This window comes from Pseudomonas sp. ERMR1:02 (genome assembly GCF_002277815.1).
Taxonomy (GTDB): domain Bacteria; phylum Pseudomonadota; class Gammaproteobacteria; order Pseudomonadales; family Pseudomonadaceae; genus Aquipseudomonas.
In genome coordinates, this window is record NZ_NKJI01000001.1 from 1 (window position 1) to 12,427 (window position 12,427).

Genomic DNA, 12,427 nt, shown 5'->3' on the forward strand with positions numbered 1-12,427 from the left:
CACCCTTATCAGGGGTGCGCTCTAACCAACTGAGCTACAGACCCAATTCGGGCTGCTTCTTATCGTCTTCTTCAATGAATCAAGCAATTCGTGTGGGAGCTCATGGTACAGCTGAGTCGTCGATTAAGGAGGTGATCCAGCCGCAGTTCCCCTACGGCTACCTTGTTACGACTTCACCCCAGTCATGAATCACACCGTGGTAACCGTCCTCCCGAAGGTTAGACTAGCTACTTCTGGTGCAACCCACTCCCATGGTGTGACGGGCGGTGTGTACAAGGCCGGGAACGTATCACCGCGACATTCTGATTCGCGATTACTAGCGATTCCGACTTCACGCAGTCGAGTTGCAGACTGCGATCCGGACTACGATCGGTTTTGTGGATTAGCTCCACCTCGCGGCTTGGCAACCCTCTGTACCGACCATTGTAGCACGTGTAGCCCAGGCCGTAAGGGCCATGATGACTTGACGTCATCCCCACCTTCCTCCGGTTTGTCACCGGCAGTCTCCTTAGAGTGCCCACCATTACGTGCTGGTAACTAAGGACAAGGGTTGCGCTCGTTACGGGACTTAACCCAACATCTCACGACACGAGCTGACGACAGCCATGCAGCACCTGTCTCAATGTTCCCGAAGGCACCAATCCATCTCTGGAAAGTTCATTGGATGTCAAGGCCTGGTAAGGTTCTTCGCGTTGCTTCGAATTAAACCACATGCTCCACCGCTTGTGCGGGCCCCCGTCAATTCATTTGAGTTTAACCTTGCGGCCGTACTCCCCAGGCGGTCAACTTAATGCGTTAGCTGCGCCACTAAGAGCTCAAGGCTCCCAACGGCTAGTTGACATCGTTACGGCGTGGACTACCAGGGTATCTAATCCTGTTTGCTCCCCACGCTTTCGCACCTCAGTGTCAGTATCAGTCCAGGTGGTCGCCTTCGCCACTGGTGTTCCTTCCTATATCTACGCATTTCACCGCTACACAGGAAATTCCACCACCCTCTACCATACTCTAGCTTGTCAGTTTTGAATGCAGTTCCCAGGTTGAGCCCGGGGCTTTCACATCCAACTTAACAAACCACCTACGCGCGCTTTACGCCCAGTAATTCCGATTAACGCTTGCACCCTCTGTATTACCGCGGCTGCTGGCACAGAGTTAGCCGGTGCTTATTCTGTCGGTAACGTCAAAATTGCAGAGTATTAATCTACAACCCTTCCTCCCAACTTAAAGTGCTTTACAATCCGAAGACCTTCTTCACACACGCGGCATGGCTGGATCAGGCTTTCGCCCATTGTCCAATATTCCCCACTGCTGCCTCCCGTAGGAGTCTGGACCGTGTCTCAGTTCCAGTGTGACTGATCATCCTCTCAGACCAGTTACGGATCGTCGCCTTGGTGAGCCATTACCTCACCAACTAGCTAATCCGACCTAGGCTCATCTGATAGCGCAAGGCCCGAAGGTCCCTGCTTTCTCCCGTAGGACGTATGCGGTATTAGCGTCCCTTTCGAGACGTTGTCCCCACTACCAGGCAGATTCCTAGGCATTACTCACCCGTCCGCCGCTGAATCAGAGAGCAAGCTCTCCTCATCCGCTCGACTTGCATGTGTTAGGCCTGCCGCCAGCGTTCAATCTGAGCCATGATCAAACTCTTCAGTTCAAACATCTTTGGGTTTTGAGAAAACCCTAAACTTGGCTCAGCAATCGTTGGTTACATCTTTGATTTCTCGCGGAGTAACTTGTGATGCTGATAATCTGTTGACTAGCAGTCTGATACCACAAGCACCCACACGAATTGCTTGATTCAGTTGTTAAAGAGCGGTTGGTTAAGATCTTTCGTCTCAACCGAGGCGCGCATTCTACAGCAGCCTCTGTTGCTGTCAAGCGGTTATTTTCCGAAGTTTTCAAAGTTTCCTTTGCAACTTCAACCACTTGCGCTTTCGATCTCTCGTCAGCGGGAGGCGAATTCTACAGCGTTACTCGCTGCTGTCAACACCTCTTTTTCAACTTCCTTTCGGCTTCCTTTCGGCTTCGATGACCTGAAGCAACTCACTGCCGAAAACTGCGTAACTCATTGTTTACCAAGGAGTTTTCCGTTTCGACTGCGCCGGAAGTGGGGCGAATTATAGGCCTCCAGAATCTGCCGTCAATCCTTAATTTCAGTTTTCTTTCAATAAGTTACGGAAGGCAGGAAAACAGCCCGCTCCTGTGCAAGTCGTCAGGAGCGAAGCCAATTTTTCTATTATATAGAGGGAAACTTAGAGCACGCGGGACTCTTTGAAGGCAGCTACCGCACGAGCATCCAGCCCCAGCACCCGCTGCAGAACCTCGATCGTATGCTCACCCAACAAAGGAGGTGCAAGACGGTATTCCACTGGTGTCTCAGACAAGCGAATCGGACTCGCCACCTGAGGCACCATCCCGGCCAGCGCATGCGGCAACTCAATCGCCAACCCACGCGCCTTGACCTGCGGATCGTCGAACATCTGGGCAAGATCATTAATGGGCCCACATGGAACCCCCGCCTGCTCCAGCTGCGCCACCCATTCAGCGGTTGTCTTGAAAACGGTTGCCTGGCGAATCAAGGGTATGAGCACCGCCCGATTCGTCACCCGCAGCTTGTTGGTTGCAAAGCGCGGATCATCTGCCCACTGAGGCTGCCCGGCGACTTCCGCGAATTTGCGGAACTGCCCATCATTGCCCACTGTAAGGATGAAGTCGCCATCCGCCGTAGGAAAATCCTGATAAGGCACGATGTTCGGATGAGCATTCCCCAAGCGCTTGGGCGCATTGCCTGTCGTCAGATAGTTCATTGCCTGGTTAGCCAGGCACGCCACCTGAACATCCAGCAATGCCATATCAATATGCTGACCGCCACCGACATTATTCCGATGCGCAAGCGCCGCCAGGATCGCAACCGTCGAGTAGAGACCAGTCAAAATGTCGGTCAGCGCCACACCCACCTTCACCGGCCCCGCACCCTCATCCCCTTCAGGTCGCCCCGTCAGACTCATGAGACCACCCAGCCCTGGATCATGAAGTCATAACCTGCGCGCTTGGCATAGGGACCGGTTTGACCAAACCCGGTGATTGAGCAGTAAATCAGATCAGGATTGATCGCCTTCAGCGATTCGTAGTCCAGCCCGTAAGCCGCCAGACCACCGACCTTGAAGTTCTCGATCAGGATGTCCGACTTGGCCGCCAAGTCACGCACCAGCTTCTGTCCTTCAGGATGCGTGAAGTCGATGGTCACCGATTGCTTGTTGCGATTGGCTGACAAGTAATAGGCGGCCTCGCTTGTGTTCTCGCCATAGGCGTCTTTCAGGAAAGGCGGACCCCAGGCACGCGTGTCATCGCCATTGCCGGGACGCTCGACCTTGATCACTTCAGCGCCAAGGTCGGCAAGGATTTGCCCGGACCAAGGCCCGGCCAACACCCGCGATAAATCCAGTACCCGTAGATGCGAAAGCGCGCCCATGGCCGTTCTCCTATTAATAGAACGCCTGGATGCCGGTTTGCGCACGCCCAAGGATCAGTGCATGGACGTCATGTGTACCTTCGTAGGTATTCACCACTTCAAGGTTGACCAGATGGCGAGCGACGCCAAACTCATCAGAGATACCGTTGCCGCCCAACATGTCGCGAGCCATGCGCGCGATGTCCAAGGACTTGCCGCACGAGTTGCGCTTCATCATTGAAGTGATTTCAACTGCCGCGGTACCTTCGTCCTTCATGCGCCCCAGACGCAGACAACCTTGCAGCGCCATGGTGATCTCAGTTTGCATGTCGGCCAGTTTCTTCTGGATCAGTTGAGTGGCGGCCAATGGGCGACCGAACTGCTGACGATCCAGGGTGTACTGGCGAGCGGTGTGCCAGCAGAACTCGGCGGCACCCAGCGCGCCCCAGGAAATGCCGTAACGTGCCGAGTTGAGGCAGGTGAAAGGACCTTTCAAACCACGGACGTCCGGGAAAATGTTCTCTTCCGGAACAAATACGTTGTCCATGACGATCTCACCGGTGATCGATGCACGCAGGCCGACTTTGCCGTGAATCGCCGGAGCGCTAAGACCTTTCCAGCCTTTTTCCAGAACGAAACCACGGATGTCGCCCGCGTCGTCCTTGCCCCAGACCACAAACACATCTGCGATCGGGCTATTGGTGATCCACATCTTGCTGCCAGTCAGGCTGTAGCCGCCTTCGACTTTACGTGCACGAGTAATCATCGCGCCCGGGTCGGAGCCATGGTTAGGCTCGGTCAGACCAAAGCAACCGATCCACTCGCCCGAGGCTAGTTTCGGCAGGTATTTCTGTTTCTGCGCTTCGGTACCAAATTCATTGATCGGCACCATCACCAGAGAGGACTGCACGCTCATCATCGAGCGGTAGCCGGAGTCGACACGCTCTACCTCACGGGCGATCAGGCCGTAGCTGACGTAGTTCAGGCCGCTGCCACCGTATTGTTCCGGAATGGTTGCACCCAACAGGCCCACTTCGCCCATTTCGCGAAAGATTGCCGGGTCAGTCTTTTCATGGCGGAAAGCCTCAAGAACGCGTGGTGCGAGGCTCGCTTGAGCGAACTGCGCGGCGGTGTCGCGAATCATGCGCTCTTCTTCGGTGAGCTGTTGATCCAGCAGCAGTGGATCGATCCAGTTGAAGCTAGCTTTACCGGCCATGAGTGTGTCCTCTCGAAACGGGTCAAATAACGTGGAGTGATCCTAGGCCGGGTTCGGTGTCTCGGCAAACGAGGATTTAGCATACTGTTGTGATAATTTCTCACTCCGAAACGTCGCAAACAGCATTTAGTGTGATGGATTAGTGAGGTTGACGTACATGCGCAGGAAGATACCCAGCACAACCGCCCTGATCAGCTTTGAGGCAGCCGCTCGCCATGAAAGCTTTACCAAGGCAGCCCAAGAACTTTCACTGACCCAAGGGGCAATTTGCCGGCAGATCGCCAGCCTTGAAGAGTTCCTCAGTGTTGAACTGTTCCGACGCTCGCGACGCGGAGTGAAACTGACAGAAGCCGGCCTCTCATACAGTCGCCGGGTCGCCACCCAACTTGACGCGGTCGAGCGGGACACTCTGTCCGTGATGGGCCAACAAGGTGCCAACGTGATCGAACTGGCGGTGGTTCCGACTTTTGGCACCCAGTGGCTGTTACCCCGCCTCAAGGACTTTCAGCAAAAACACCCCGAAGTGACGGTCAACCTGACGAACCGGACGCGCCCCTTCCTGTTTGCCGATACTGCCTTCGATGCGGCGATTTATTTCGGCGACGCAGACTGGTCAGGAACAGAGTCCCACCGCTTGATGGGTGAACATCCGCTTCCCGTGTGTAGCCCGAACCTATTGGGACAAAAGAGCAACCTGACAGCCAGTGAAATCGCCGAGTTGCCCCTCTTGCAGCAGACCACTCGCCCCTACGCCTGGCGACATTGGTTTAACTCCCAGCGACTGAATGTCCCTCGCGACATGACAGGACCACGTTACGAGCTATTCTCCATGCTGGCCCAGGCGGCCATGCATGACATGGGCATCGCTTTGATTCCACCGTTTCTGATACAGCGTGAATTGGCCGAGAAAAGATTGGTCGTTGCCAACCCTCAGGCGCTTTCGAGCATCAAGGCTTATTACCTGATGATTCCTGAGCGAAAGGTGGAATCTGCATCTTTAAGGGCTTTTCGGGATTGGCTGGTCAATCAGGCGCACAGCTACAGCCTAGAAGGGTAAAGGCTCAGAGGCATTAGCTGACCTCGTAGTCAGCAAAATAAAAGCCCTACAGATATAAGTATTTGTCGCATATTCGAAGACTGTACCCGAAAACAGTACAAACGTCCCGCAAGCGCCTGAACACATGGCTTTGCGCCGCTATTTCGAAGCAATACAGCATCATTCATATGGCCGATGTGAAAATTCTTAAATTTCGGCAAAATCACCTGAAAGGTACGTTATATAAGGGATTAAACCGAATTGATGCGACATTCAGTCACGGGGTGACTTGTAGTTAATTTTCCGTCACGCATCATAATCTCTTGAAGGGCACAAAGTTCGCCTGCAAAATGCCGCGCCCCGCCCTGATTTGCGGGATCGTGCTGATCGGCCGCCCCAGCCGCACCATCCGTAGTGCATGGGTTTACTTAATAAGATCACGCAGGAGATTTGACGTGCACATTGGTGTTCCTCTCGAAACCCAAACGGGTGAAACGCGGGTTGCTGCTACCCCGGAAACCATTAAGAAGCTGATCGGCCAAGGTCATAAGGTCACTGTTCAAAGCGGCGCTGGGATTAATGCCAGCGTTATCGACAGTGCCTATGAAGCGGCAGGCGCAACCATTGGCAGCGCCAGCGATGCGTTTGGTGCCGAGCTGATTCTCAAAGTGGTCGCCCCCAGCGACAGCGAACTGGCGCTGATTAAAAGCGGCACCGTTGTGGTTGGCATGCTCAACCCGTTCAGCAACGAAACCATCGCTAAAATGGCCGAGTGCGGCATTACTGCGTTCGCGCTGGAAGCCGCGCCGCGCACTTCCCGCGCCCAAAGCCTGGACGTGCTGTCGTCGCAAGCCAACATTGCCGGCTACAAGGCTGTGTTGCTGGCCGCGCACCACTATCCACGCTTCATGCCGATGCTGATGACCGCTGCGGGCACCGTAAAAGCTGCACGCGTGCTGATTCTCGGTGCCGGTGTTGCCGGGTTGCAGGCGATCGCTACGGCGAAACGCCTGGGCGCGGTGATCGAAGCGTCTGACGTGCGTCCTGCGGTAAAGGAGCAGATCGAATCCCTCGGTGCCAAGTTCGTCGACGTGCCTTACGAGACCGATGAAGAGCGTGAGTGCGCGGTCGGTGTCGGCGGTTACGCACGCCCAATGCCAGCCAGCTGGATGCAGCGTCAGGCCGTGGCCGTGCACGAACGCGCCAAGCAGGCAGACATTGTCATCACCACCGCACTGATTCCAGGCCGCAAGGCTCCGACGCTTTTAAGCGCGCAAACCGTGGCGCAGATGAAACCGGGTTCGGTGGTCATCGATCTGGCGGCAGCCCAAGGTGGTAACTGCCCGCTGACCGTGGCTGATCAGGTGGTCGTCGAAAATGGCGTGACCATCGTCGGTCCGACCAATCTGGCGGCTGCAGTCGCAGCTGATGCCTCGGCACTGTATGCACGCAACCTGCTGGACTTCATGAAACTGTTGTTCGATAAAGAAGGACAACTGGTGATCAACCTTGAAGACGATATCGTCGCCGCGTGCCTGATGTGCCGCGACGGCCAGATCGTGCGCAAGAACGGCTGAGGATAAAAACAATGGAAGACATGCTGATCTCTCACGGTATCTACAACTTGATCATCTTCGTGCTGGCTATCTATGTCGGCTATCACGTGGTCTGGAACGTGACACCTGCACTACACACACCACTGATGGCTGTCACCAACGCCATCTCGGCCATCGTGATCGTCGGCGCCATGCTTGCCGCCGCCCTCACCGTGACCCCGCTGGGCAAGACCATGGGTACCATGGCCGTGGCCCTGGCCGCGGTCAACGTGTTTGGTGGCTTCCTGGTGACCCGGCGCATGCTAGAAATGTTCAAGAAGAAAGCGGCTCCAGCAAAAGCTCCGGCAGCCAAGGCCGAAGCAGTCAAGGCTGAGGTGCAGCAAGCATGAGCATGAACCTGGTTACATCCCTGTATTTGATCGCCTCGGTCTGCTTCATCCAGGCGCTCAAGGGCCTCTCGCATCCAACCACGTCGCGTCGCGGCAACCTGTTCGGCATGCTCGGCATGGGCCTGGCGATCCTCACTACGGTCGGCCTGATCTACAAACTCGGTAGCGAACTGGCCCACGACGGCATCGTCTACGTGATCGTCGGCCTGCTGATCGGCGGCACTGCCGGTTCGATCATGGCCAAGCGCGTTGAAATGACCAAGATGCCGGAACTGGTCGCCTTCATGCACAGCATGATCGGCCTGGCTGCGGTGTTTATCGCCGTGGCTGCCGTGGTCGAGCCACAGTCGCTGGGCATCGTCCAGCAACTCGGCGACGCCATCCCGGCCGGTAACCGTCTGGAACTGTTCCTCGGTGCCGCCATCGGTGCGATCACATTCTCCGGCTCTGTCATTGCCTTCGGTAAACTGGCTGGCAAGTACAAGTTCCGCCTGTTCCAGGGTGCTCCGGTACAGTTCTCCGGCCAGCACAAGCTGAACCTGCTGCTGGGCCTCGCCACACTGGCTCTGGGCGTGACCTTTATGCTCACCGGCGACTACACCGCTTTCGGCGTGATGCTGGCGCTGGCCTTTGTGCTCGGCGTGCTGATCATCATCCCGATTGGCGGTGCCGACATGCCAGTAGTCGTGTCGATGCTCAACAGCTACTCCGGCTGGGCAGCGGCGGGCATCGGCTTCTCGCTGAACAACTCGATGCTGATCATTGCCGGCTCTCTGGTGGGCTCGTCCGGCGCGATTCTCTCGTACATCATGTGCAAGGCGATGAACCGCTCGTTCTTCAACGTACTGCTCGGTGGTTTCGGCAACACCGCGGATGCGGCCGGCCCTGCTGGCTCGAAAGAAGCCCGCCCGGTGAAATCCGGCTCGGCTGACGACGCGACCTTCCTGCTGACCAACGCCGACACCGTGATCATCGTTCCGGGCTACGGCCTGGCGGTAGCACGGGCACAACATGCGCTGAAGGAACTGACCGAGAAACTGACCCATCGCGGCGTGACCGTGAAGTACGCCATCCACCCGGTTGCAGGTCGTATGCCGGGCCACATGAACGTACTGCTGGCCGAGGCTGAAGTGCCTTACGACCAGGTATTCGAGATGGACGACATCAACTCCGAGTTCGGCCAAGCCGACGTGGTGCTGGTGTTGGGCGCCAACGACGTGGTCAACCCGGCCGCGAAGAACGATCCGAAATCGCCGATTGCCGGCATGCCGATTCTCGAAGCGTTCAAGGCCAAGACCATCATCGTCAACAAGCGCTCAATGGCCAGCGGCTATGCCGGTCTGGACAACGAACTGTTCTACCTGGACAAAACCATGATGGTGTTCGGTGACGCGAAAAAGGTCATCGAAGACATGGTCAAGGCTGTCGAGTAACTCTCGCCGGCAACAAAAAAAACGCCCCGACCTGTCGGGGCGTTTTTGTTTACGCAAACTGTCGAACAAACCGCTGCTTTGTTACTGATCCGGTAACGGTGTTTTGCTTGAAACCCGCGAAATAGACGCCTCTTTTGCGACCTTGGTCGCGGGACAGGGTCCGGCGAAATTCAATAGACTGCGCATCCTGCTACCCGTTTCCCGAGATAACAATCCATGTACCGTGACCGTATTCGCCTGTCTTCGTTGTTGGATAAAGTGATGAGCGCCGCCGAGGCTGCCGCTCTGATTGAGGACGGCATGACCGTCGGCATGAGCGGCTTTACCCGCGCCGGCGAAGCCAAGGCCGTGCCCCACGCACTGGCCGAGCGGGCCAAGGTCACACCGCTGAAGATCAGCCTTATGACCGGCGCCAGCCTGGGCAACGACCTCGACAAACAGCTCACCGAAGCCGGCGTATTGTCACGACGCATGCCGTTCCAGGTGGACAGCACCCTGCGCAAGGCGATCAACGCCGGGGATGTGATGTTCATCGACCAGCACCTCTCGGAAACCGTCGAGCAACTGCGCAACCAGCAACTGAAGCTACCGGACATCGCAGTAATCGAAGCGGTGGCCATCACCGAGCAAGGCCATATCGTGCCAACCACCTCCGTGGGCAACTCGGCCAGCTTCGCGATTTTCGCCAAGCACGTGATCGTCGAGATCAACCTGGCGCACAACCCGAACCTCGAAGGCCTGCACGACATTTATATCCCGACCTATCGTCCAACCCGCACACCGATTCCGCTGGTGAAGGTCGACGATCGCATCGGCAGCACCGCCATCCCGATTCCGCCGGAAAAAATTGTCGCGATCGTGGTCACCAATCAGTCCGACTCGCCCTCCACTGTGCTGCCGCCTGACGTCGACACCCAGGCCATCGCCGACCACCTGATCGGCTTCTTCAAGCAGGAAGTGGACGCCGGGCGCATGACCAACAAGCTCGGCCCGTTGCAGGCCGGGATCGGTACGATCGCCAACTCGGTGATGTGCGGCCTGATCGACTCGCCTTTCGAAGACCTGACGATGTACTCCGAGGTGCTTCAAGACTCGACCTTCGACCTGATCGACGCTGGAAAACTGAGCTTTGCCTCGGGCAGCTCGATCACGCTGTCGAGCCGTCGCAACGCCGATGTCTTCGGCAACCTGGAACGTTACAAAGACAAACTGGTGCTGCGGCCACAGGAGATCTCCAACCACCCGGAAGTAGTGCGTCGCCTCGGTATCATCGGCATCAACACGGCCCTTGAATTCGACATCTATGGCAACGTCAACTCCACTCACGTCTGCGGCACGCGGATGATGAACGGCATTGGCGGTTCCGGCGACTTTGCGCGCAACGCCCATCTGGCGATCTTCGTGACCAAATCGATCGCCAAGGGCGGCGCCATTTCCAGCGTGGTCCCGATGGTCAGTCACGTAGACCACACCGAGCATGATGTCGACATCCTTGTCACCGAAATCGGCTTGGCAGACCTTCGCGGCCTGGCGCCTCGGGAGCGGGCCCGCGCCATCATCGATAACTGTGTGCACCCGGACTACCGCCAGGCATTGAATGATTACTTCACTGCTGCATGCGCCCTCGGTGGTCACACCCCCCATATCCTTCGAGACGCACTGAGCTGGCACATAAACCTGGAAGAAACAGGGCAAATGCTCCCCGTGTAATTGGTACAGATAGCAGCTGGCGCAAACACAGTTTCGTCAGCTTGCCGTTGCCAAGCTAAAACTCGTCAAAAACTGTACTGCTGTACCGGTCATTTCCCACTGAAATCTCCTACACCCACTGACCAAATCTTAAAAAATGCACCACTGTAGTGCGGATAGGTACAGTTGCCTCAATTTAGACCAGTACACCCCCTATAAACAGTTAACTGAGCCCTCACAATACAAGTGAACTGTATCTACAGAGAGTAGGCAAACAAGAGGAACATGGGCACCAGTTAAACCACTACCTAATCCCGCCACAAGCGGAAGGATGAAAACCATGGAACGTACACTCAGTTCCGAACTGTTCTTCGAAGACACCTCTGCAAAAACCCAGGCTTCCATGCCTCTTCGTGTTATCGCGAACCTGATGCTGTGGCAGCGCCGCATCTCCAGCCGCCATCAATTGGCTCGCTTGGATTCGCGTCTGCTGGCTGACGCCGGGATTAGCGAATCACAACGCTACGAAGAGCTGAGCAAGCCGTTCTGGCGCTAAGTTAGCGTCGCTGGCTCTGACCTGAAAGGTCCACCGCCAGCAACCCGAATTGAACAAACAAAACCCGTCGTGGGAACCCACGACGGGTTTTGTCGTTTCAGGGATGGAAAAAGCTGGAACAAGTACAGTTTCAGAATAATAAAATCATACCTGTACAGTTAACCGATAAGCTCATACTCGCTAAAGGCTTCGCCAGATAATCGTCCACGCGATCAGATTGTCGAGGAATTACGCACCGGCCTACTATCCATTCAGAACGTGGCGAACTTTGAGTGTCTAACGTCTGACTCATTCGACACTGCGCATTTTTCAATTGGTTTACCCAAAGGAGTTACTCCATGTCCCGTCTTCGTCTGCTCAGTGCTGCAGCCCTGTTTGCCGTGGCTGCCAATGCCAGCGCTACCAGCTTCATCGTGACCACCGACGCTGTCGTCAACGCGCTCAAAGCCACGTCCGATGCGACCACCGACGTCGTCTCGTCGTCGTTCAAGGATGACAAAATCGTGCTCGCGGCCCGTGACGACGCTGCAAGCTTCGTCGCCAGCGAAGGTTCCATCCGCGGCGTGAAACTCGAAAGCGCCCTCGACCACATTCGCCACCAGGCACCTCAGTTGAACGCAAGCGACGCACAACTAGCGCAAGCGATCCTGACCATCTAAACGACTGCAAAGACTTGGGGCACGCACGGCGCGCCCCAGTGTTTCGGCGCTGGCCCCAGGCCGGACCTTGCGCTAGCCTTGGGACCCACTTTCAACTGTCGAGTCTCATGCGCTTTCCTTCAAATCTCTTGATCGCTCCAGTCTTTCTTACCCTTGGTTACTGTGGATCAACCCAGGCTTATGACGCCTTCAACCTGTCCACCCAAGGCATCGTCGCCAGCGGTTACGCCACAAGTTTGGTGACCAGCGCCCCCTTCGACCATAAAATGCTGTTCGCCGCCCAGGATGATGCGGCGGCATTCATTGCCAGTGACGGCCAACTGAGAGGCGCACGACTGGAGTCGGCCTTGCGATATCTGCGCCGAACCCAGGCAAAACTTCATGCCAGCGACCTTGAACTGGCACAAGCAATTCTCGTCCAATAGTTATCCCTGCTTTTCTGGAG

The 12,427-nt window shown here is 56.2% G+C and carries 9 protein-coding genes, 1 rRNA gene and 1 pseudogene; 8 read left to right on the forward strand and 3 right to left on the reverse strand.

The genetic code is table 11. From position 1 onward, the window contains the following. Positions 1-124 precede the first annotated feature (124 nt). The 3 genes and pseudogenes from CES87_RS00005 to CES87_RS00020 form a co-directional block, all read right to left on the reverse strand. Positions 125-1,651: ribosomal RNA gene (locus tag CES87_RS00005) — 16S ribosomal RNA — on the reverse strand. Positions 1,652-2,249: 598 nt separating this feature from the next. Continuing rightward, positions 2,250-3,469 (reverse strand): annotated as a pseudogene (locus tag CES87_RS00015) (CaiB/BaiF CoA transferase family protein). A 13-nt stretch (positions 3,470-3,482) separates the two neighbouring features. Continuing rightward, positions 3,483-4,664, reverse strand: a complete 1,182-nt coding sequence (locus CES87_RS00020; protein WP_128604426.1) for an acyl-CoA dehydrogenase — start codon at positions 4,662-4,664, stop codon at positions 3,483-3,485. A gap of 157 nt (positions 4,665-4,821) precedes the next feature. Between CES87_RS00020 and CES87_RS00025 the strand changes: the two genes are divergently transcribed. The 8 genes from CES87_RS00025 to CES87_RS00060 all read left to right on the forward strand — a co-directional run bounded on the left by CES87_RS00025 (position 4,822) and on the right by CES87_RS00060 (position 12,407). Further along, a complete protein-coding gene (locus CES87_RS00025; protein ID WP_128604427.1) occupies positions 4,822-5,721 on the forward strand; it encodes a LysR family transcriptional regulator in 900 nt (299 codons plus the stop codon). Positions 5,722-6,155: 434 nt separating this feature from the next. Further along, positions 6,156-7,277: a Re/Si-specific NAD(P)(+) transhydrogenase subunit alpha gene (locus tag CES87_RS00030; protein WP_128604428.1), complete on the forward strand. Its 1,122-nt coding sequence runs from the start codon at positions 6,156-6,158 to the stop codon at positions 7,275-7,277. An 11-nt stretch (positions 7,278-7,288) separates the two neighbouring features. Continuing rightward, a complete protein-coding gene (locus CES87_RS00035) occupies positions 7,289-7,645 on the forward strand; it encodes an NAD(P) transhydrogenase subunit alpha (protein ID WP_128604429.1) in 357 nt (118 codons plus the stop codon). Next, on the forward strand, positions 7,642-9,078 hold the full coding sequence (locus CES87_RS00040) for an NAD(P)(+) transhydrogenase (Re/Si-specific) subunit beta (RefSeq protein WP_128604430.1): 1,437 nt from the start codon (positions 7,642-7,644) through the stop codon (positions 9,076-9,078). The genes CES87_RS00035 and CES87_RS00040 overlap by 4 nt, the downstream gene beginning before the upstream one ends. A gap of 216 nt (positions 9,079-9,294) precedes the next feature. Next, positions 9,295-10,788 carry an acetyl-CoA hydrolase/transferase family protein gene (locus tag CES87_RS00045; RefSeq protein ID WP_128604431.1) on the forward strand — a complete coding sequence of 498 codons (1,494 nt, stop codon included), beginning with the start codon at positions 9,295-9,297 and terminating at the stop codon, positions 10,786-10,788. Positions 10,789-11,107: 319 nt separating this feature from the next. Next, complete coding sequence (locus tag CES87_RS00050; protein WP_128604432.1) at positions 11,108-11,323, forward strand: DUF1127 domain-containing protein; 216 nt, start codon at positions 11,108-11,110, stop codon at positions 11,321-11,323. 338 nt (positions 11,324-11,661) lie between these two features. Continuing rightward, positions 11,662-11,982 (forward strand): DUF2388 domain-containing protein, encoded by a 321-nt coding sequence (locus tag CES87_RS00055; protein WP_085716020.1) that lies wholly within the window; start codon positions 11,662-11,664, stop codon positions 11,980-11,982. 107 nt (positions 11,983-12,089) lie between these two features. Next, a complete protein-coding gene (locus CES87_RS00060; RefSeq protein ID WP_128604433.1) occupies positions 12,090-12,407 on the forward strand; it encodes a DUF2388 domain-containing protein in 318 nt (105 codons plus the stop codon). The last annotated feature ends 20 nt before the right edge of the window (positions 12,408-12,427 follow it).